A 21,335-nucleotide genomic window follows, 5' to 3' on the forward strand; every position below is an offset into this window, starting at 1 on the left:
GTAAACCTACTTCTAGATGCGACTCGATCGCAACTGCCAATCCACCCCTCAGCCCCCCGCCGCAGACCTACCCCAGCGGGTAGTGGGTTACCCCCGGTTCGAACCGGGGGTAACCATCCACTCGCTGGGGTAACTCTGCGACGTGGGGAGGGCGGGCAGGGGAGGGGGTGGGCTGGGGAGGGGTGCGGTAGATCACGGAGATTTAGTAGGACGTCCAGCTATATAGTCGGCCGTCCTAGTAGTTGAGCCCTGACGTACGGGAGAGACACGTTGAGTAACGAGCTGAGCCATTTCGTGGCCGGGCAGCACGCGGCGGGGACCTCGGGGCGGTTCGCCGACGTCTTCGATCCCAATACCGGAGCCGTGCAGGCGCGGGTGCCGTTGGCGAGCAAGGCCGAGGTCGTGGCAGCGATCGACGACGCCGAGCGGGCTCAGCTGGAGTGGGCCGCGTGGAACCCGCAGCGGCGGGCACGGGTGCTGCTGCGGTTCCTCGACCTGGTCAACCGCGACCTGGAGTCGCTGGCGCGGACCCTGTCGAGTGAGCACGGCAAGACCGTTCCCGACGCCAAGGGCGACATCCAGCGCGGCCTCGAGGTGATCGAGTTCGCCGCCGGGGGACCGCACCTGCTGAAGGGGGAGTTCACCAGCGGCGCCGGAACGGGGATCGACGTCTACTCGCTGCGCCAGCCGCTCGGGGTGGTGGCCGGCATCACGCCGTTCAACTTCCCGGCGATGATTCCGCTGTGGAAGGCCGGACCTGCTTTGGCGGCCGGCAACTCCTTCATCCTCAAGCCGTCCGAGCGGGACCCCTCGGTGCCGTTGCGGATCGCCGAACTGTTCCTCGAAGCGGGTCTGCCGGCCGGGGTGTTCAACGTCGTCAACGGGGACAAGGAAGCCGTCGACACGCTGCTGGAGGACGAGCGCGTCCGGGCGGTCGGCTTCGTCGGGTCGACCCCGATCGCGCAGTACATCTACGAGACCGCGGCCGCGAACGGCAAGCGGGCCCAGTGCTTCGGTGGCGCCAAGAACCACATGATCGTGATGCCCGACGCCGATCTCGACGACGTCGCCGACGCGCTGATCGGGGCCGGTTACGGCTCGGCCGGTGAGCGTTGTATGGCGATCTCGGTCGCCGTACCGGTCGGGCAGGAGACCGCCGACGCCCTGGTGGCGAAGCTCAAGGAGCGGATCGCCGACCTGACGGTCGGCCACAGCCTGGACGAGAAGGCCGACTACGGTCCGCTGGTCACCGCGGAGGCCCGGCAACGGGTGATCGACTACATCGCCGCCGGTGTCGAGGAGGGCGCCGAGCTGCTGGTCGACGGCCGCAACTTCGTGCTGGCCGGCCACGAGTCGGGCTTCTTCCTCGGTCCGACGCTCTTCGACCGGGTCGGGCCCGGCATGCGGATCTACGACGAGGAGATCTTCGGGCCGGTCCTGGTGGTGGCGCGCGCCGACACCTACGAGGACGCGCTGCGGCTGCCGAGCGAGCACGAGTACGGCAACGGCGTCTCGATCTTCACCCGCGACGGCGACACCGCCCGCGACTTCACCGCCCGGGTCAACGTCGGCATGGTCGGGGTCAACGTGCCGATCCCGGTGCCGATCGCGTACCACACCTTCGGCGGCTGGAAGCGGTCCGGTTTCGGTGACCTGAACCAGCACGGTCCCGACTCGTTCCGCTTCTACACCAAGACCAAGACGGTCACGTCGCGGTGGCCGTCCGGCGCCAAAGAGGGTGCCAGCTTCGTCATCCCGACGATGAGCTGACCCGATGGCCACGGACAACGAGGAACTGCAGGCGATCGCGCGGGAGGTCCGCAAGTTCGCCGAGAGCGAGCTCGCGCCGCACGCGGTCGAGTGGGACCGGACCAAGCACTTCCCGGTCGACGTACTGCGGCGGGCGGGTGACCTCGGACTGGGCGGCATCTGTGTCGGTGAGGACGTCGGTGGGTCCGGTCTCGGCCGGCTCGACGCGGTCACCATCTTCGAGGAGCTGGCCCGCGGCGACACCACGATCGCGGCGTACGTCTCGATCCACAACATGGTGACGGCGATGATCGACCAGGCCGGTACCGGCGAACAGCGGCGGCGCTGGGTGCCGACCCTGGCCGGTATGGAGGGGCTGGGCAGCTACTGCCTGACCGAGCCCGACGCGGGATCCGATGCCGGAGCTCTGCGCACGACCGCTCGGCGCGACGGTGACGGGTACGTGCTCGACGGGGTCAAGCAGTTCATCTCCGGCGCCGGCGCCTCCAGCGTGTACGTCGTGATGGCGCGCACCGGCGTACCGGGGCCGCGCGGGATCACCGCGTTCATCGTGCCCGGCGATGCCGCGGGCCTGTCGTTCGGCGCCAACGAACACAAGATGGGCTGGCACGCGCAGCCGACCCGCCAGGTGATCCTCGACGGGGTCCGGGTGCCTGCCGAGCAGCGCCTGGGCGCCGAGGGGGACGGCTTCGGGATCGCGATGCGCGGGCTCAACGGCGGCCGGCTCAACATCGCCGCCTGCTCGCTGGGCGGGGCGCAGTGGGCGCTCGAACAGGCGATCCGGCACCTGCAGACCCGGACGGCGTTCGGTGCGCCGTTGATCACCCAGCAGGCGTTGCTGTTCCGGCTGGCCGACATGGAGACCGAGTTGCAGGCCTCGCGGTGCCTGTTGCACCACGCGGCCAAGGCGCTCGACGAGGGCGCCGCGGATGCTGTGAAGCTGTGTGCCATGGCCAAGCAGTTCGTCACCGACGCGGCGTTCACCGTCGCCAACACCGCTCTGCAACTGCACGGCGGGTACGGCTACCTCAGTGAGTACGGCATCGAGAAGGTGGTCCGCGACCTGCGGGTGCACCAGATCCTGGAAGGAACCAACGAGATCATGCGGATGATCGTCGGACGAGCCCTGGTCGAGGAGGCCGCATGAACGACGAAGCTCCGGTGCTGTTCGATCGGGTCGGGCGGGCCGGGCACATCGTGCTCAACCGGCCGCGGGCGATCAACGCGCTGACCCACGAGATGGTGAAGCTGATCCAGTCGACGCTGGGCTCCTGGGCCGATGACGCGGAGGTGCGGACCGTCGTACTGACCGGGAGTGGTGAACGCGGTCTGTGCGCGGGCGGCGACATCGTCTCCCTCTATCGGGACGGCCTGGCCGGTGGGACCGCGTCGCTGGACTTCTGGGCCGACGAGTACCGGCTGGACGCGACGATCGCGGACTATCCGAAGCCGTTCGTCGCGATCATGGACGGCATCGTGCTGGGTGGCGGGATCGGGCTGTCGGCGCACGCCGACGTGCGGGTGGTCACCGAGCGGTCGAAGATCGGGATGCCGGAGACGGGGATCGGCTTCTTCCCCGATGTCGGTGGCACCTATCTGCTGTCGCGCGCGCCGGGTGAGCTCGGTACGCATCTGGCGTTGACGGCCGGTTCGGTGCGGGCGGGTGACGCGATCGCCGTGGGGCTGGCCGACTGGTACGTGCCCAGCGACCGGTTGCCTGCCTTGATCGCCGAGCTGGCCACGAAGGCGCCGGCCGACGCGCTCGCCGCCGTCGCCGAACCGGCACCGGAGTCGGCGCTGCTCGCGGATCGTGACTGGATCGACGCTGCCTACGAAGGTGACGACGCGTCCAAGATCCTTGCCCGGCTGGAGTCCTCGGAGTCCGGGGCGGCGAGGGACACGGCCGGAGTGATCGCCGCCAAGTCGCCGACGTCGGTGAAGGTGACGCTGCGGGCGTTGCGGAGCGCGGCGGATCTCCCGACGCTGCGCGAGGCGCTGGACCAGGAGTACCGGCTGTCGGCGCGCTTCCACGGATCGCACGACTTCCTCGAAGGCGTGCGGGCGCAGGTGATCGACAAGGACCGCAATCCGCAGTGGGTGCCTTCGAGTATCGACGAGGTACCGGAGGAAGCGGTGGCCGCGTACTTCGTTTCGCTGGGTGACGACGAGCTGGGGAGTGCGCTGTGAGCATCACGGGGACGGCGGTCGGTTTCATCGGACTGGGCAACATGGGCGGCCCGATGGCCGCGAATCTGGTCAAGGCGGGGTTCACTGTCACCGGCTACGATCCGCTCGACTCTGCTCGGTCGGCGGCAGCCGCAGCGGGCGTAGTACTCACCGCGACTCCGGCGGAGGCGGTGGCCGAGGCCGACGTGGTCATCACGATGCTGCCGAGCGGGCGGCACGTGCTTGAGGTCTACCAGGGCGATGACGGTCTGCTGGCGGCGGCGCCGGCTGGTGCGTTCTTCGTCGACTGCTCGACGATCGCCGTGTCCGACGCGCGGGAGGCGGCCGCGCTGGTGGTGAAGGCCGGCCACCGCGCACTCGACGCGCCGGTGTCCGGTGGAGTCGTCGGCGCGACGGCGGGCACGCTGACGCTGATGGTCGGCGCGCTGGCCGACGACCTGGCCGCGGTCCGGCGGATCCTCGAGCCGATGGCCGGCCGCATCGTGCACTGCGGTGAGCCGGGGGCCGGGCAGGCCGCGAAGATCTGCAACAACCTGATCCTCGGCATCTCGATGATCGGCGTGAGCGAGGCCTTCGTCCTCGGCGAGAAGCTGGGACTCACCCATCAGGCCTTGTACGACGTGACTTCGACCGCGTCCGGCCAGTGCTGGGCGCTGACCACCAACTGCCCGGTGCCGGGCCCGGTGCCGACCAGCCCGGCCAACCGCGACTACCAGCCGGGCTTCGCCGCGCCGTTGATGGCGAAGGACCTCGGCCTCGCCGTACAGGCTGCCGAGAGCACCGGTACGACGTCCAACCTCGGCGCGCTGGCGGCCGCCCTCTACCGGGAGTTTGCCGACGGCAACGGATCGGCACTGGACTTCTCGGCCATCGTGAACGAGATCCGTGACGGGAGCACAGCATGAGCGACCACCAGAACATCGTCGTCACCCGCGACGGGCGGACCGCGACGATCACGCTGAACCGGCCGAAGGCGCTGAACGCGCTGAACGAGGCGCTGATGCACGAGGTGGTGGCCGCCGCCACCGAACTCGACGCCGACCGCGGGGTCGGTGCGATCGTGATCACCGGGTCCGAGCGCGCGTTCGCCGCGGGCGCCGACATCAAGGAGATGCAGGCGCAGTCCTACCAGGACATGTACCTGTCGGACTGGTTCACCGCCTGGGACCGGCTCGCCGCCGTCCGGACGCCGCTGATCGCGGCGGTCGGTGGGTACGCGCTGGGCGGCGGGTGCGAGCTGGCGATGATCTGCGATCTGCTGATCGCCGCCGACACGGCGAAGTTCGGCCAGCCCGAGATCACCCTCGGCGTCATCCCGGGGATCGGCGGCTCGCAACGGCTCACCCGGGCGATCGGCAAGGCGAAGGCGATGGATCTGATCCTGACCGGTCGCACCATCGGCGCCGAGGAGGCCGAGCGGGCGGGGCTGGTGTCCCGCGTCGTACCGGCGGACGCGCTGCTGGCCGAGGCGGCCGAGGTGGCGCACAAGATCGCCGGGATGTCGTTGCCGGCGGTCTATGTGGCGAAGGAGGCAGTCAACCGGTCCTTCGAGTCGTCACTTGCCGAAGGCATCCTGTTCGAGCGCCGTACCTTCCATGCGACCTTCGCGCTGGACGACCGCACGGAGGGGATGACGGCCTTCGTGGAGAAGCGGAAGCCGGACTTCACCCACCGCTGAGCTCAGCCGCAGCACGACGGCGGACGGCCGGCTCGGCCGTCCGCCGGTCGTGGATCAGCGGGTGGTGGTCTTCAGGTTGTCGTACTCCTGCTGGGTCATTTCCTTCAGCTCGTGCGCCGGGGTGCTGGTCTTCGACTGCGAGCTGCCGCCACCGACGTCGCCGCCACCGAACTTGATGTTGGCCCAGTTGTTCTGAGCCGACAGCGTCGTCTTGCTGGTGTCGCCGTTGATGCTGGTGGAGGTGGTGTCCACGGTGTCGCCGTCGCAGTTCCAGTCGATGCCGGCGTTGGCGGCGCCCGACGTCCGGGTGCTGCCGTTCGGGCACTTCCACTTGGTCTTCCAGGTCGAGGCGGTAGCGGTGTTCAGGCCGACCGACTCGCGCAGGCTGGTCTCGTTCAGCGCGGGCGGGGCGAAGCTGGAGTAGCTGAACCAGTTGCTGCCGCTGGTGCGCGGTACGCCGTCGAACTGGAAGAAGTAGTTCATCACGCTGAGGTAGTTCGGCTTGTAGTTGGCGTGGTCGGTGCCGCCGTGGGTCAGGCCGAGGTCGTGGCCGAGCTCGTGGATGAAGGTGCCCACGTTGCGGTTCTCGGTGACGGTCCAGTTGCACTTCGGGCCCATCGTCACGATGAAGGTGTCGTTGGGGATGGCGAAGGCGTTGCCGCTGCTGCAGGTGTTGTCGTAGTCGTCGGCCCAGAGCATGTAGTGGAAGATCGCCTTGCGGGCGGGCGCGAAGTTGGCCTTCTTGATCGCGTCGGTCTGCGCCTCGGCGGGCTGTAGGTTGCTGTCGTACGGCACCTGGTTTCCGCCGCCGAGGTTGTACGCCGCGCCGGCGGCCGGTCCGCCGTCGAGGTGGATCCTGATTCCCTTGCTGCCGTCCGGGTTGCTCACCGGCGCGTTGGCGAAGGTCTGCACGATCCGGTCGAAGGCGGCCGTGGTGGCCAGCCGGCCGCTCATGTAGTCCATCTCGACGAACAGGTCCTTCTTGGTCGGCGAGGCGCCGAGAGCGGGCAGATCGACGTCGACGACACCGTCACCGTTGGCGTCGTAGCCGTTGGTCTCCCAGGCGTCGGGAAGCGAGTCGCCGTCGGTGTCGGTCGCCGCCGGCGCGGCGGCGAGCGGAGCGGCGGCCGGCTGGTCGGGCGCCAGACCCGCGACGGCGCCGCTGGTGGCGGCAGCAGTCAGGACCAGCGACGAAAGCGTGGCGAGTACGACGGGGCGGGGGCGGAATCTCATCGGTCTCCTCAGGACGCGGGCGTTTCCACAGAGTGCAGTTGGTTGCCCACCGAGCGCAATGGTGATCCGCCGAAGCGAGGGGTTTCCTGCATGTTCACGCGGTATCGATGACCGCGGCAACGACCGGCCACTGAGCTCGTGAGCGAGGGTCGAGTGGAACATCCGGGCGGGACAGGTGGTTGGGTAGTGGTGTGCATGGTGAATACAAGGTTCCTGGTGGCAAGCTGGTGGTAGCCGATCTCGACGTGGCCGACGAGGTGGTGCGGCGGGGTCGGATCAGCGGGGACTTCTTCCTCGAGCCCGACGATGCGCTGGACCGGATCAACGGTGCCCTCTCCGGCGTGCCCGTCGACGCGCCGGTCGCGCAGATCGCCGCCCGGGTGCGGGGTGTGCTCGGCGACGGGGTCGAGATGATCGGCTTCTCGCCGGAGGCCGTCGCGGTCGCCGTCCGGCGGGCGCTGACCGGCGCGACGGCGTGGACGGATCACGCCTGGGAGTTCGTGCACGACGTACCGCGGGAGCCCGCGCTCCAGATGGCGCTCGACGAGGTGCTGGCCGAGCAGGTCGGTGCGGGGGAGCGGCCGCCGACGCTGCGGATCTGGGAGTGGGCGTCGAACGCGGTGATCATCGGCAGCTTCCAGTCGCTGGCCAACGAGGTCGACCTGGCCGGAGCGGCATCACACGACGTGACGGTGGTCCGGCGGATCAGCGGCGGCGGCGCGATGTTCGTCGAGCCGGGCAACACCATCACGTACTCGCTCTACGTGCCCGAGTCGCTGGTCTCCGGGCTGTCCTTCGTCGACTCGTACGCCTTCCTCGACGACTGGGTGGTCGGCGCGCTGAACGAGCTCGGCATCGCCGCGACGTACCAGCCGATCAACGACATCACCTCACCCGCGGGCAAGATCGCGGGCGCCGCGCAGAAGCGGTTCGCCGGTGGCGCGGTGCTGCACCACGTGACGATGGCCTACGACATGGACGCGGCGAAGATGGTCCAGGTCCTGCGGATCGGCCGCGAGAAGCTGTCGGACAAGGGCACCACGAGCGCCAACAAGCGGGTCGACCCGCTCCGCAGCCAGACCGGGCTGGAGCGGGCCGAGGTGATCAAGCGGCTGGCCGGCACCTTCGCCGGCCGCTACGATCTCGCCGACGCGACCATCGACGACGAGACGCTGGCCGAGGCTCAGCGTCGCGTAGAGTCGAAGTTCGGCACCGAGGAGTGGCTCACCCGGGTGCCGTGACGGGGCCCGCGGCGATCCTCAGTGCAGGTCGTCGGAGAAGGCTTTGGCGGCCTGGATCAGCGACGGGACCGCGCGGTGCAGGAGGTCCTCGGTCATCCGTCCGGCCGGGCCCGAGATGGACAGGGCCAGGCGCGACGGTGCGTCGGGGACCGGTACCGCGACGCAGCGCACGCCTTGCTCCTGTTCGCCTTCGTCGGTGGCGTAGCCGGTGGTCTCGGCCTGGTGCAGCTGGGTGGTGAACTCGTCGGCGTCGGTGATCGTGGTCGCGGTGTGCTTGGGCATGCCGGTACGACGCAGCAGTTCGCGGACCTCCGGCTCCGGCAACCGGGACAGGATCGCCTTGCCGACGGCCGTGCAGTGCGGCAGCACCCGGCGGCCGACCTCGGTGAACATCCGCATCGAGTGTCGCGACTGGACCTGGGCGAGGTAGACGATCTGGTCTCCGTCCAGCATCGCCAGGTTGGCCGACTCGCCGAACTCGTCGACCAGTCCGGCCAGGTGCGGTCGCGCCCAGACGCTCAGCATCTGTCCGGAGGTCTCGCCGAGGCGGATCAGCCTGGGGCCGAGAACGTACTGCCGCGACGGTTCCTGGCGGACGTAGCCGAGGTCCACCAGCGTGCGGACCAGCCGATGGATGGTCGGCAGCGGGAGCCCGGAGGTGGCAGCCAGTTGGGACAGCGCCATCATGCCGCCGGCGTCGGCCATCATCTCCAGCAACCCGAAGGCACGCTCGATGGACTGCACGCTGCCGGAGCGGCTCTTGCTCCCGGGCTCTTCGGTCACGACGCTGCCACCCTCCTCGAAACTTCCGGATCACGGAAGTTTAGCGTCAGCTGACGGAAGAGCCGGGATCTCAGGACCGCAGCGGACGGCGTGCGAGCTTTGCCAGGCTTGCCGCGTCGACGCCGATCAGGCGGTCCAGTTCTGCCGGATCGACGGCTCCGCACTCGACTCCGCGGAGTACGAAGCCGGCCAGGGCAGCCGCGGTCGCAGGCTCGTCGAGGTAGCCGGAGTCGCCGCCTTCGACGTAGGCGCGCAGGCGCGCGGCCGCCGTCTCCAGGCCTTCGCGGTAGAAGAGGTAGGTCGCGACGTAGCGGCTCGGCAACTGGGCGGGGTGCATGTCCCAGCCTTGGTAGATGCCGCGGACCAGCGAACGCAGTACCAGGCGCTTGTGCAGTTGCCAGGCGGCGTGGACCTGGTGGCTGTCACCGATCGGGAGGACATTGGTGGAACCGTCGCAGACGAAAACTCCGGTGCCGGCCGCGGCCAGCTGCATTACGTCCTTGGCGTGGTCCGCGACCGGATGCTCCATGCTCTGGTACGCCGCCGCGACCCCTAGCGAGGCCGAGTAGTCGTACGTGCCGTAGTGCAGACCGGTGACCCGGCCTGCCGCTGCCTGGATCATGTTGGGCAGGGGCGTCGTGCCGTCCGAGGCAAGGATCGCCTGCGGGGTCTCGACCTGGATCTCGAACTTCAGCGTGCCCTGCGGAATCCGGTGCTGCCACTCGATGGCGTCCAGCACCACCACCATCGCTGCGATCTGCTCGACGGAGGTGACCTTGGCCAGGGTGATCACGAATCCGTCGGTCACCGCCTCTGCCCGGGCCAGTTCGCCGACGAAGAGGTCGAGGGTGCGGACGCCCCGTCGACGACTGGGCGGTTCGAGGGACTTGATCCGGAGACCGTGGTACGGCGGTGCGGTGCCGGCGTGGACGAGTTTCGTCAGGGCGCGGGCCGCGCCGATCGCGGCGGCGTCCTCCTGCTCGTCCGGCCTGATGCCGTAGCCGTCCTCGAAGTCGATGCGCAGATCCTCGATCGGCTCGCGCTCCAGCTTGGCGCGGACCCGGTCGTACACCTCGGCCGCGTGAGCGGACGGAAGGCCGAGGATCCCGGCCAGTTCGTCGGCCGAGCCACCGTGCTGGTCCAGCGCGGCTCGGGCTTCCGTCGCCCACTCGGTGACAGTGCTCGCGTCGAAACGGTCGGCGGGCACGTAGACCGTGTGAATCGGCTGCCGGACGCCCCGGTCTCCCGGGTAGAGCGACGTCAGTACGGCGTCGGCCGGTGCCAGTTGCCGATCCAGCTCGGCGAAGAATGCGTCTTCCACTGGGGGACCTCTCGGGTTGGTCAGGTTGCTGCGGCGACGAGCTTCTGCTGAGTTCTGGCGACCTGGTGCGCCAGCTCGGGTTCGTCGAGGGTGACGACGGTGTCATGCTCGACGACCGGGCGGCCGTTGACGAGCAGCAGCTCCAGCGGCGGTGGGGCACCGAGAACGAGCGCGGCGACCGGGTCGGGAATGCCTGCGTGCGCAAGGGTGTCCAGGCGCCAGACGGCCAGGTCGGCGAGTTTGCCCACCTCCAGGGAGCCGATGTCCTGGTCGCGGCCGAGGATCCTGGCGCCGTCCAGGGTCGCGAGTTCGAGAGCTGTGCGGACGTCGAGGGCCTGGGGGCCGCCGCGGCCGCGGGCGAAGAGCAAGGCGTGCCGGAGCTCTTCGAGAAGGCTGCCCGCTTCGTTGCTGGCGGCACCATCTACGCCGAGCCCGACGGGGCAACCGGCCGCGCGCAGGTCGGCGACCCTGGCGATCCCCGCACCGAGGCGGGCGTTGGAGCTGGGACAGTGCGCGACGCCGGTGCCCGATCGGCCCAGGCGTTCGATCTCCGCGTCGTCGAAGTGGATGCCGTGAGCGAACCACACGTCGGGGCCGGTCCAGCCGAGTTCGGCGGCGTACTCCGACGGCGTACAGCTGAATCTCTCGTCGCACCAGTCGGCCTCGTCGGTGGTCTCGGCGAGGTGCGTGTGCAGGCGGACGCCCTTGCGGCGGGCAAGTTCCGCGGCTTCCCGCATGAGGTCCGCGGTGACGCTGAAGGGCGAACACGGGGCGACGACGAGCCGCAGCATCGAGTCGGGTGAGGGGTCGTGCCAGCGATCGATGGCGGCTTCCGTGGCGAGGAGGATCCGATCGCGATCCTCGACGACGGAGTCGGGCGGCAGGCCGCCGTCCTTCTGGCCGAGATCCATCGAGCCGCGCGCGGGGTGAAACCTGAGCCCGACCTCGGCGGCGGCGGAGATCTCGGCTTCGAGGACGTCGCCGCCGTTCCGCGGGAAGATGTAGTGGTGGTCGGCGGCCGTGGTGCAGCCCGTGCGGGCGAGCTGGCTCAGCGCGCCCAGAGCGGCGACGTGCACCGACTGCTCGCCGATCCCTGACCAGACCGGGTAGAGAGTGTTCAGCCAGCCGAAGAGAGTGGCGTCGACCGCCAGCCCACGGGTCACCCACTGGTACAGATGCTGGTGGGTGTTGACGAAGCCGGGGGTGACCAGACAGCCGCTGCCGTCGATCACCCGCGCTCCGTCGTACGCCGGTGCGGGGCCGGCGCCGACCGCGACGATCCTGTTGCCGTCAGCAACGACGTGGCCGGTGGCCAGCTCACGCCGGTCGGGGTCGAGAGTGACCACCGTCGCGTTGTCGATGACGATCAACAGAACCCCGGTACCGCGTGCCAGGCCGCTCCCGCGTCGCTGGCGTCGTCGCGGACCACGCTGGCCTCGATCAGGCCGTACGGGCGGTCGGCGGCGATGAAGACCTCGCCGGGGTTCTCGACCTCGAACGGGCTGAGGTCGACCAGGAAGTGGTGCTTGTTCGGGGCGGAGAACTTGATCTCGGCGACCTCGGGGTGACGCTCGAGGACGGCTTCGCCCATGCCGTAGAGGGTCTGCTGCAGGGCGAGGCTGTGGATCCTGGCGAACTGTTCGAGCAGCAGGCTCTTGATCTCGTCGTACGACTTGTCCCAGTCGACGTCGGTGTGGTCGTAGCGCCAGCGGGCCACCAGCGAGGTGGCCAGGATCCGGTCGTCGGTCTCCTTCAGGGTGGTGTACTTGTCCTTCAGGAAGCCGTGGAACTCCGAACCGGTGGACTTGAGCAGGGTCAGGTCGCGGAGGCCGGAGACCACGTGAGTTCTGCGGTCGGCGCCGCGGCCCTCGACGTTGACGACCGTCGTACGCAGGCCGCTGCCGCCGCGCACGAACGAGTGGTCGTGGCCGGCGCCGTCGACGGAGATCCGCTCCCACGGGTACTCCTCGATCTCCACCCGGGCGCCGTCGGCCGCCGCCGCTGCGCCGAGGAAGTGGTCGGCCAGGGTGAGCGCGAAGTCCTCGATCGCGCCGACGCCCTTCTCCTTGGCGAACGCGAACGCGGTGTTCTTCTGGGTGTCGGTCGGCAGCACCTCGGACTGGTCGCCGGTGGTGTGCGCGTTCTCGAACCGGCCGCGCAGGGCGGAGGAGACGTTGAGGTCGCGGATCTGGTGCCGGGCGGTGTCGCGGTAGATCCGCACGACGCGGCTCTCGGCCTTGCCGTACTGGTTGGCTCCCAGGTGGATCGCCATCGGGTCAGCTCCCTCGGTAGGTGGAAAAGGCGAACGGGCTGAGCAGCAGCGGGACGTGGTAGTGCCGCTCGGCCGAGATCGTGAAGGTGACGGTGACTTCGGGGAAGAAGGTCTCCTGGTTGGTCGCTTGGGCGTAGGCGGCGGTGGCGAACTTGAGTTGGTAGGTGCCGGGTGCCAGGTCGGCGTCGGTGAACTCGGTGATGCGGCCGTCGATGTCCGTCGTGCCGCTTCCGATTTCGCTCGAAAGGGAAGTCGGGTCGGGTGGGGAGAGGTGGGTGAGGGTGACCTGCAGGCCGGCGGCGGGTTTGCCGAGGGCGGTGTCCAGGACGTGGGTGCTGAGGCTGCTCATGCGGGGACCTGGGTTTCGGGGAGGGCTTTGGTGAGGCGGAGGAGGGCGATCTTGCGGAGTTCTTCGTGCACCTCGGCGGCCTCGGCGGTGGGGGTGTTGGTGAGGCGGCGGGTGAGAGTGGTGAGGATCTGGGGGGCGGTGAGGCCGGTGGCGCAGATCAGGAAGACCTGGCCGAAGCGGGCTTCGTAGGCTTGGTTGCCTTCTGCAAGGGCGGTACGCACCGACGGGTCGTTGCCGACGGCCGACTGCTCGGTGCGGGACCAGTTGGCCTCGGTGGTGTCGCCTTGAGGGCGGTCGCCGATGCGCGGGTGAGCGGCCAGGGCTTGGGTGACCTCGTCGGTGGTGAGCGCTCGGGCCGCCTCGTCGGCGACCTTCAGGAGGGCGTCGACATCGGCGTACGGGCGAGAGGTGAGGACGGTGTCGACCCAGCGCGGTACGTCGCAGCAGGCCGCCAGTACCGGGCGTAGCCGGTCGGGGGGAGCTGTGTTGAAGCTGTCGAGATTCATCGCGCCTCCAGGAGTTGGCCGTCGATCCAGACCGCCTGGACGTCGGCAGGTGTGCCGAGGGTGAAGACCCGGGCGAGCGCGTCCTCGGCATCCTCCGCGTGCTCCAGGCCGACCGCGAGCGGTGAGCCGTCGGCCGGCCGCAGGAGCTGAGCGTCGAAGCGTTTGCCCACGCTCAGGTCGCCGACGTCGGCCAGGCCGAGCGCGGAAGCCCCGGCAGTCGTTGCCAGATGCAACAAGTTGGCGGAGTTCAGGGCGAGTCCGTGGTCGCCCATCAACTGCTGGCAGAAGTATGCCTGCAGCCCTTCCTTCAGCAACGAGAAGCCCGTACCGGCGCCGACATCCGACCCCAGCGCGACCTTGACGCCGTGATCGAGATGCCGGCCCAGCGGGAAGAGCCCACTCCCGAGCACGGCGTTGCTGGTCGGGCAGTGCGCGACCGTGGCTCCACTGTCGCCGAGCACCTTGAGCTCCACATCGGTCGGATGCACGTTGTGGGCCAGCACGCTGCGGTGATCGACCAGGCCGTGCTTGTCATACGTGCTGACGTAGTCGCTGCCGCCGAACAGTTCGGCGACGGTCGCGATCTCCGCCTCGTTCTCGTTGAGATGCGAGGTGAACAGCGCCCCCGGGATCTCGTCGAGGACCGTGCGGCAGGTCGCGAGCAGGTCGTCGGTACAGGACAGCGAGAAGCGCGGCGTCACGGCGTACCGGTTGCGGCCGACGCCGTGCCAGCGGGAAGCCAGCGCGAGCGATTCGGTGTAGGCACGCTCCGGCGTGGTGAGCAGGTCGGCGCGGATGATCCGGTCGCTGACCACCAGCCCGCTGGTGATCCGCAGCCCGACCCGCGAAGCCGCGGTGAAGAGGATGTCCACCGCTTCGGCGAAGTGCGCTCCGAAGACCAGCGCGCTCGTCGTACCGGCTGCCGCGAGCCCGCGGACGAACTCGTCGGCCACACTCGACGCGTACGCCGCGTCGGCCATCCGCGCCTCCTCGGGCAGCGCGTAGCGGTCGAGCCACTCCAGCAGCGGCATGCCCATCCCGCCGACCGCCCGGATCTGCGGGAAGTGCACGTGCGTGTCGACGAAGCCCGGCAGCACCAGCCCGCCGGTCAGATCGACGACGCGCTCGGCCGGATGGGCGCCGCGGAGGTCGGAGTAGGACCCGCGAGCGGTGATCACCCCGTCCTCGACGAGCAGCGCGGCATCGGTGGCGACCCGCAGGGCGCCGCCGGTGAAGGGGTTGTGCGGAGTGTCGAGGAAGGTTCCTCTGAACAGCGTCATGCTTCTGCCTCACGGTGAACCGGCGCGGGGTTGCGCTCGGCAACGAACAGTTGGAGCAGCCAGGCGGCCACGCTGACCGCGATCACGGCCGGTTCCTTGCCGGGCAGGCCGGCCAGCCCGATAGGCGTGGTGATCGTGGCGATCGCCTCGGGCGAGTTGCCGTCCTCGGCGAGCTTGTGCCGGAACCGCGCCCACTTCGCGCGGGAACCGATCAGGCCGATGGTGGCGAGCTGCCCGTGCCGCAGCGCGGCGTCGCAGAGGGCGGCGTCCTCCGCGTGGTCGTGGGTCATCACCAGGGCGTGGGTGCCGGGTGGCAGCTCGCCGATGACGAGCTCCGGCAACACCGGTACGTGGTGAACGTGCACGCCTGCCACGGCGTCGTCCAGAACCGACAGCCGCGCCGGGACCAGTTGCCCGGGGCGGGAGTCGACGAGGTGCAGCTCGAGATCGTGCCGGGCGAGGATCCGGGCCAGCTCCAGCCCGACGTGCCCGAGGCCGAAGATCGCGACGGCCGGTACCACCGGCAGTGGCTCCAGCAGCAGCTTCACCTCACCACCGCAACACTGGACGGCTCGCTGGTACGGCGCCTTGTCCGACAGCGCGAACTCCAGTACCTCGGGTTCAGTGGTGCCGGTCACCAGCAGCGCGCGGGCCTGGTCGATCGCGACCATCTCCAGATTGCCGCCGCCGACGGTGGCCCAGACGCCGTCGGCCGAAACGACCATCTTCGCGCCGGCGTCGCGGGGGGAGTGACCGCGAACGGAGATGACGGTCACCAGTACGGCGGGCTCGCGTCGCTCGCGGAGAGTCTGGACTGCTCTGATCCATTCCATCTCGATCATCACACCCCACTCAGCTGGGCAGCGGAAAGGTGAGCGGCGCGGGCGCCTTCGAGGGCCCAGTAGACGGCCTCCGGAGTCGCGGGGCAGGCGAGGTCGACGCTGGTACCGGCCGGGCCGAACGCGGCAGCGGCCTGCCGCAGCGCCTCCCGGACCGAGAAAGCGAGCATCAGCGGTGGCTCCCCGACCGCCTTCGAGCCGTAGACGGCACCGTCCTCGTGCGCCTTCTCCAGCAGCGTGACGTTGAAGATCTCAGGCATCTCGGAGAAGCTCGGCAGCTTGTACGTGCTGGCCGCCTGCGTCGCCAGCCGGCCCCGGTTCGCGCCGTCGCTCTCGTCCCAGCGCAGATCCTCCAGGGTCAGCCAGCCGGCGCCCTGGACGAAGCCGCCCTCGATCTGACCGATGTCGATCAGCGGGCTGAGGCTGTCGCCGACGTCGTGCACGATGTCGACCCGGCGCAGCGTGTAGGCGCCGCTGAAGCCGTCGACCTCGACCTCGGCCGCCGCGACGCCGTACGCGAAGTACTTGAACGGCTCGCCGCGCATCGCGTTGGCGTCCCAGTGCAGACCCTCGGTCCGGTAGAAGCCGGCCGCCCACAGCTGGACCCGCTGGAGGTAGGCGGCGCTGACGACCTCCTCCCAGGTGAGGCCGGCGCCGTCGAAGGTCAGGCCGTGGACGGCGCCGTTCACGAACCGCACGTCGTGCGGGCTGATCCCGAGCTTGCCTCCGGCAACTTGTTCGAGCCGCTCGCGGATCTGCTCGCAGGCGTTCTTGATCGCGGCTCCGTTCAGGTCGGCCCCTGAGCTGGCCGCGGTGGCCGACGTGTTGGGCACCTTGTCGGTCCGCGTCGGCGCCAGCCGCACCCGGGCCAGCGGCACCCCCAGCGTCGTGGCCGCGACCTGCAGCATCTTGGTGTGCAGTCCCTGACCCATCTCGGTACCACCGTGGTTGATCAGCACCGAGCCGTCCTTGTAGACGTGCACCAGCGCCCCGGCCTGGTTGAAGGCGGTCAGGTTGAACGAGATGCCGAACTTCACCGGCGTCATCGCCAGCGCACGCTTCGTGTGCTGGTGGGTCGTGTTGAACTGCTCGATCTCCACCTTCCGCCGCGCGATGTCACCGGCCGAGAGCACCCCGCTCCAGCAGGCCTCCAGCCGCTCGGCGTGACGCACCGGCATCCCGTACGGCGTACTGTCACGCGCCTGGTAGAGATTGCGCCGCCGCAGCTCCATCGCGTCGTAGCCGAGCAGCGGCGCGCACCGCCCGAGCAGCTCCTCGATCACGAGCATGCCCTGCGGTCCGCCGAAGCCGCGGAAGGCGGTCTGGGACGTCTTGTTCGTCTGCGCGATCCGCCCGTCGACGCGGACGTTCGGGATCAGGTAGCCGTTGTCGATGTGACACATCGCCCTGGCCAGTACGGGCTCGGACAGGTCCAGGCTCCAGCCGCCGTCGGCGGTCAGAGTGGCGTCGAGGGCGACCAGGTGCCCGTCGTCGTCGAAGCCCACCCGCCACTGGCTGTGGAAGCCGTGCCGCTTGCCCGACATCGTCAGGTCCTGGGTGCGATTGAGCCGCAGCCGCACCGGCCGCCCGGTCAACGTCGCGCCGAGTGCGGCGATCGCGGCGAACCCGTGCGGCTGCATCTCCTTGCCGCCGAACCCGCCGCCCATCCGCAGGCACTGGACCGTCACCGCGTGACTGGCGACGCCGAGCACGTGAGCGACGATCTCCTGCGTCTCGGACGGATGCTGGGTGCTGCTCTGGACGAAGATCTGACCGCCTTCGTCGACCAGCGCCAGCGCCGAGTGGGTCTCCAGATAGAAGTGCTCCTGCCCGGCGAACTCGAACTCGCCCTGGAAGACGTGCGGCGCCGCGGCCAGCGCCGCGTCGACGTCGCCGCTGGCCAGGTGCCGCCCGGTGCCCTGGAAGTTGCCTGAGGCAATCGCTTCGCGGACCGTCACCAGCGAAGGCAGTTCCTCGTACTCGACCTCCACTGCGGCGGCGCCGAGCCGGGCCGCCTCCAGCGACTCCCCGAGCACCCAGCAGATCGCATGCCCGTGGAACATCGCCTCGGCCGGGAACAACGGCTCGTCGTGCTTGACCCCGGCGTCGTTCACCCCCGGTACGTCCTCGGCGGTCAGCACCCGGACCACCCCCGGTACGTCGTACGCCGGCTTCACCCGGAGTGCCACGACGCGCGCGTGAGCGTGCGGCGACTGCACCGGCCAGGCGTGCAGGATGCCGTGCGTCCGGGCGACGAGGTCGTCGGTGTAGAGCGCCTCGCCGGTCACATGCAGCGCCGCGCTCTCGTGCGGCAACGGCAGACCGACGAAGCCGTGCTCAGGTCGTTGCGACAAGTGGCTCATGCGCTGACCCCTTCTGCGGCGAGGTGTTGGGCATAGAAGCGGAGCAGCGACTGGCCGAGCATCGCCGACCGGTACGACGCGCTCGCGCGGTGGTCGTCGAGTGGAGTTCCTTCGGCCGCCAGTACGGCGGACGCCTCGCGGACGGTCTCCTCGGTCCACGGCCGGCCGGTCAGCGTGTCTTCGGTCGCCCGGGCGCGCAGGGGAGTGGCGGCGACGCCGCCGAGCCCGATCCGTGCCTGCCGCACGACACCGTCGGTCACCTCGACGCAGTAGCCGATCGCGACGCTGGAGATGTCGTCGAACCGCCGCTTCGCGATCTTGTGGAAGGCGGTCAGCGGCGCCAACGGCAACGGCAGCAGGATGGCGCGGATCAGCTCGTCCGGTGCCTTCACCGTCTGCCGGTAGCCGGTGAAGTAGTCGGCAAGCGGCACGGTTCGTTCGCCGCGAGCCGACGTCAGGACGAGCGAGGCGCCGAGCGCCACCAGCGCGGGGGGCGTGTCGCCGATCGGGGAGCCGGTGCCGAGGTTGCCGCCGATGGTCGCGCCGTTGCGGATCAGCCGGGAGGCGAACTGCGGGAACAGTTGGGCGAGCAGCGGCACCCGGCCGGCGAGCAGCCGCTCGAGTTCGGTCAGCGTCAGTGCGGCGCCGAGACGGATCTCGTCGGTCCCGACCTCGAACTCCCGCAGCTCGGGAAGCCGGTCGACGGCGACGACCAGCGGCGGACGGGCGCCGCGGAGGTTGACCTCGACGCCGGTGTCGGTCGAGCCGGCCACGATGCGCGCCTCGGGTCGCTCGGCCAGCACGTGGAGTACGTCGGTCAGCCGCGCCGGCCGGAGAAACTCGTTGCCATTGACAACCAGATGGGTGGCCGCCGGGGGCGGTGGCGGGGTGGATCGGCGGTTCGCCAGGGCGTCGTCCTCGGCCGGTTCGCCCAGGGCGTAGGCGGCGTCCCGGATCGGACGGTAGCCGGTGCAGCGGCAGAGGTTGCCGCTGAGCGCGTGCAGGTCGAAGCCGTTGGGTCCGTGCTCGTGGTCGTGCTCGCCAGTGCTGATGCCGATGCCAGCGCCGGTGTCGCAGGTGCCGGTGCCGGTGCCGGTGCCGGTGCCGCTGCCGCTGGTGGGCACGTCGGCTCGCTGGCCGGCCGGCGCAGTACGATCGGGACGGTAGTACTCGGCGGCCATGCTGCAGACGAAGCCCGGAGTACAGAAGCCACACTGGGATCCGCCCCGAACCGCCATCTCCCGCTGCACCGGATGCAGCTCGGTGCTCTTGCCCAACCCCTCCGCGGTGACGATCTCCTGCCCGTCGAGGGAGGCCACCGGCAGGAGACACGCGTTCACGGCAACCCAGTCGGTCGCGCTCTCGATACCGGGGCGGGCGACGAGGACGGAGCAGGCGCCGCACTCGCCTTCGGCGCAGCCCTCCTTCGCGCCGGTCAGCCCGCGGTCCCGCAGCCAGTCCAGTGCGGTGGTGTGGACGGGTACGCCGTCGAGGGGGGCGTGCTGGCCGTTCACCTTGATCGTCGTCATGGCTTGCTGCTCCAACGGGTCCTTGCACTGTGGATGGGGTTCGCGTCGGACAGGAAGTCGTCGAAGCGGTAGCCGGCGATCTTCGCGATCTCCAGCAACGCCGCGGCGTGCTCCTGGTTCTCGCAGTTGCCGAGCCGCTCGCGGCCCTGCTCGACGATCCGGTCGAAGGACTCGGCGTCCCGGACCGAGATCACCAGCGGGAACCCGAACCGCTCCTTGTACGCCGCCGTGATCGCCGCCAGTTCGTCCCGGTCGGGCTCGGCCAGGAAGGTCAGGCCGCGGGTCGCCTGGTCCCGCAGCGACGCCTCACCGCCGAGGCCGTCGGCGACGAACTGCGAACCGAGCTGCGGGTAGGAACCGATCAGCTCCCGCTGCTCCTCGGGCGAACCGGAGAAGAGTGCCTCCTGGAACGACCGCCGCAGCGCGTGGGTGTCGGTGAACGGCCGCATCTCCCAGGCCCGCTCGACCATCCAGGCCGGGCCCTGGAACAGGTCGCCGAAGGTGCGCACGAACTCCTCGCGGCTCATCTTGTTGACCTGGTCGAGGCGGATCAGGCCGGCCCCCTTGGGCTGACCCGCGACCGCGGGCCCGAAGTCCTTGCCGATGTGGTGGAAGAGGATGTTGAGCCCGATCGCGGTCAGGCTGCCGAGCGTGATGCCGCTGCCGAAGATGATCTCGGCCCAGCCCGGCACCGCCTGGGCCACCTGCGGCTGGGCGGTGACGTACATCGCCAGGCCGACGCTGGTCGCGACGATGACGACGTTGCGGTGGTCGTGGAAGTCGACCTTGGCCAGGGTCTGGAAGCCGACCACGGCGACGGTGGCGAACATGGCCAGCGCCGCGCCGCCGAGGACCGGGTGCGGGATGCCGGCGACGATCGCGCCGGCCTTCGGGACCAGCCCCAGCAGGATCATGATCACGCCGGCGGAGGCGACCACCCAGCGGCTCTTCACCCGGGTCAGCCGGACCAGGCCGACGTTCTCGGCGAAACACGTGTAGGGGAAGGAGTTGAAGACGCCGCCGATGGTGGTGGCCAGGCCGTCGGCGCGCAGCGCCCGGGCGATGTCGTCGCGGGTGATCCGCTTCTGCACGATCTCACCGGTGGCGAACACGTCCCCGGTGGTCTCCACCGCCGTGATCAGCATGACGACGACCATCGAGATGATCGCGGCCAGCGAGAACTTCGGCCAGCCGAAGTAGAACGGGGTGGTGACACCGGCCCAGGCCGCGTCGCCGACCGCGCCGAAGTGCGCGTCGCCGAAGGCCCAGGCGACCAGGGTGCCGACGACCAGCCCGGCCAGTACGGCGACGGTGGCCATGAAGCCCTTGAAGACCCGCTGGATCAGCACGATCAGTGCGAGGGTGCCGAGCGCGTAGGCCAGGTTCTTCCCGCTGGTCGGGTCCGAGTTCGGTCCGGCGCCACCGGTGGCGTCCCCGGCGGCCACCGGCAGCAGGGCCAGGCCGATGATCGTGATCACCGAGCCGGTGACGACCGGTGGGAAGAACCGGATCAGCCGGCTGAAGAACGGCGCGATGAAGAAGGTGGCCAGACCGGCCACCAGGACGGCGCCGTAGATCACCAGCAGGCCGTTGGTCCCGCCGCCGGCCGCCAGGCCGATCGCGATCATCGGCGAGACCGCCGTGAAGGTCACGCCCTGCAGCAGCGGCAGCCGGACGCCGACCTTCCAGAAGCCGACCGACTGGATGATCGAGGCGATCCCGCAGGTGAAGAGGTCGGCGTTGATCAGGTGGATCAGTTGCTCGGTGGTCAACCCGATCGAGTTGGCCAGCAGGATCGGCACGATCACCGCACCGGCGTAGAAGGCCAGGACGTGCTGGGTGCCGTACACGGCGAGCCGTCCAGGCGACAGCACCTCGTCGACGGGATGACGGGTGGCGCGGCTCGGTTTTGCCTTCATCTGGCACCTTCCAGGAAGTCGCGGCGGATCTGACCTGCACGACAGCTTGGGCCGAGACGAGAGCC

At 69.7% G+C, this 21,335-nt stretch carries 18 protein-coding genes; 6 read left to right on the plus strand and 12 right to left on the minus strand.

What is annotated here, in order from left to right; translation table 11 throughout:
• Positions 1 to 270 precede the first annotated feature (270 nt).
• From OX958_RS14360 to OX958_RS14380, 5 genes are read left to right on the plus strand one after another with little or no spacing between them, the layout of a single operon-like run.
• The gene (locus OX958_RS14360) at positions 271 to 1,770 is read left to right on the plus strand and encodes a CoA-acylating methylmalonate-semialdehyde dehydrogenase (RefSeq protein ID WP_270137967.1); all 1,500 of its coding nucleotides are present in this window, start codon (positions 271 to 273) and stop codon (positions 1,768 to 1,770) included.
• A 4-nt stretch (positions 1,771 to 1,774) separates the two neighbouring features.
• Positions 1,775 to 2,917 (plus strand): acyl-CoA dehydrogenase family protein, encoded by a 1,143-nt coding sequence (locus OX958_RS14365; protein WP_270137969.1) that lies wholly within the window; start codon positions 1,775 to 1,777, stop codon positions 2,915 to 2,917.
• Positions 2,914 to 3,957, plus strand: a complete 1,044-nt coding sequence (locus OX958_RS14370) for an enoyl-CoA hydratase/isomerase family protein (RefSeq protein ID WP_270137971.1) — start codon at positions 2,914 to 2,916, stop codon at positions 3,955 to 3,957. The genes OX958_RS14365 and OX958_RS14370 overlap by 4 nt, the downstream gene beginning before the upstream one ends.
• Complete coding sequence (gene mmsB / locus OX958_RS14375; RefSeq protein ID WP_270137973.1) at positions 3,954 to 4,862, plus strand: 3-hydroxyisobutyrate dehydrogenase; 909 nt, start codon at positions 3,954 to 3,956, stop codon at positions 4,860 to 4,862. The genes OX958_RS14370 and mmsB overlap by 4 nt, the downstream gene beginning before the upstream one ends.
• Positions 4,859 to 5,635 (plus strand): enoyl-CoA hydratase, encoded by a 777-nt coding sequence (locus tag OX958_RS14380; protein WP_270137975.1) that lies wholly within the window; start codon positions 4,859 to 4,861, stop codon positions 5,633 to 5,635. Before mmsB ends, OX958_RS14380 begins: the two co-directional genes overlap by 4 nt.
• Positions 5,636 to 5,689: 54 nt before the next feature.
• Here the strand turns inward: OX958_RS14380 and OX958_RS14385 are convergent, their stop codons facing one another.
• Positions 5,690 to 6,868 (minus strand): hypothetical protein, encoded by a 1,179-nt coding sequence (locus OX958_RS14385; protein WP_270137977.1) that lies wholly within the window; start codon positions 6,866 to 6,868, stop codon positions 5,690 to 5,692.
• 191 nt (positions 6,869 to 7,059) lie between these two features.
• On the opposite strand from OX958_RS14385, the gene OX958_RS14390 reads away from it, so the two are divergent.
• Complete coding sequence (locus OX958_RS14390) at positions 7,060 to 8,109, plus strand: lipoate--protein ligase family protein (protein ID WP_270137979.1); 1,050 nt, start codon at positions 7,060 to 7,062, stop codon at positions 8,107 to 8,109.
• A gap of 18 nt (positions 8,110 to 8,127) precedes the next feature.
• Here OX958_RS14390 and OX958_RS14395 read toward each other — a convergent pair whose 3' ends face one another.
• The 11 genes from OX958_RS14395 to uraD (OX958_RS14445) all read right to left on the minus strand — a co-directional run bounded on the left by OX958_RS14395 (position 8,128) and on the right by uraD (OX958_RS14445) (position 21,270).
• Entirely contained in the window at positions 8,128 to 8,892 is a 765-nt protein-coding gene (locus OX958_RS14395) for an IclR family transcriptional regulator (protein WP_270137981.1), read from the minus strand.
• A 70-nt stretch (positions 8,893 to 8,962) separates the two neighbouring features.
• Complete coding sequence (locus OX958_RS14400) at positions 8,963 to 10,213, minus strand: DUF6986 family protein (RefSeq protein WP_270137983.1); 1,251 nt, start codon at positions 10,211 to 10,213, stop codon at positions 8,963 to 8,965.
• Positions 10,214 to 10,233: 20 nt separating this feature from the next.
• A complete protein-coding gene (locus OX958_RS14405) occupies positions 10,234 to 11,583 on the minus strand; it encodes an 8-oxoguanine deaminase (protein WP_270137985.1) in 1,350 nt (449 codons plus the stop codon).
• Positions 11,580 to 12,485: a factor-independent urate hydroxylase gene (gene pucL / locus OX958_RS14410; protein ID WP_270137987.1), complete on the minus strand. Its 906-nt coding sequence runs from the start codon at positions 12,483 to 12,485 to the stop codon at positions 11,580 to 11,582. The genes OX958_RS14405 and pucL overlap by 4 nt, the downstream gene beginning before the upstream one ends.
• Before the next feature lie 4 nt (positions 12,486 to 12,489).
• A complete protein-coding gene (gene uraH, locus OX958_RS14415) occupies positions 12,490 to 12,834 on the minus strand; it encodes a hydroxyisourate hydrolase (protein WP_270137989.1) in 345 nt (114 codons plus the stop codon).
• The gene (gene uraD, locus OX958_RS14420; protein ID WP_270137991.1) at positions 12,831 to 13,340 is read right to left on the minus strand and encodes a 2-oxo-4-hydroxy-4-carboxy-5-ureidoimidazoline decarboxylase; all 510 of its coding nucleotides are present in this window, start codon (positions 13,338 to 13,340) and stop codon (positions 12,831 to 12,833) included. Before uraD (OX958_RS14420) ends, uraH begins: the two co-directional genes overlap by 4 nt.
• Entirely contained in the window at positions 13,337 to 14,620 is a 1,284-nt protein-coding gene (gene guaD / locus OX958_RS14425) for a guanine deaminase (protein ID WP_270137993.1), read from the minus strand. Before guaD ends, uraD (OX958_RS14420) begins: the two co-directional genes overlap by 4 nt.
• Positions 14,617 to 15,453 carry a xanthine dehydrogenase accessory protein XdhC gene (gene xdhC / locus OX958_RS14430; protein WP_270137995.1) on the minus strand — a complete coding sequence of 279 codons (837 nt, stop codon included), beginning with the start codon at positions 15,451 to 15,453 and terminating at the stop codon, positions 14,617 to 14,619. Before xdhC ends, guaD begins: the two co-directional genes overlap by 4 nt.
• A gap of 8 nt (positions 15,454 to 15,461) precedes the next feature.
• Positions 15,462 to 17,822 carry a xanthine dehydrogenase molybdopterin binding subunit gene (gene xdhB / locus OX958_RS14435; RefSeq protein WP_270137997.1) on the minus strand — a complete coding sequence of 787 codons (2,361 nt, stop codon included), beginning with the start codon at positions 17,820 to 17,822 and terminating at the stop codon, positions 15,462 to 15,464.
• Entirely contained in the window at positions 17,819 to 19,351 is a 1,533-nt protein-coding gene (locus OX958_RS14440; RefSeq protein ID WP_270137998.1) for a xanthine dehydrogenase small subunit, read from the minus strand. The genes xdhB and OX958_RS14440 overlap by 4 nt, the downstream gene beginning before the upstream one ends.
• A complete protein-coding gene (uraD, locus tag OX958_RS14445) occupies positions 19,348 to 21,270 on the minus strand; it encodes a 2-oxo-4-hydroxy-4-carboxy-5-ureidoimidazoline decarboxylase (RefSeq protein WP_270138000.1) in 1,923 nt (640 codons plus the stop codon). The genes OX958_RS14440 and uraD (OX958_RS14445) overlap by 4 nt, the downstream gene beginning before the upstream one ends.
• Positions 21,271 to 21,335 lie beyond the last annotated feature (65 nt).

This window comes from Kribbella sp. CA-293567 (assembly GCF_027627575.1).
Lineage (GTDB): Bacteria > Actinomycetota > Actinomycetes > Propionibacteriales > Kribbellaceae > Kribbella.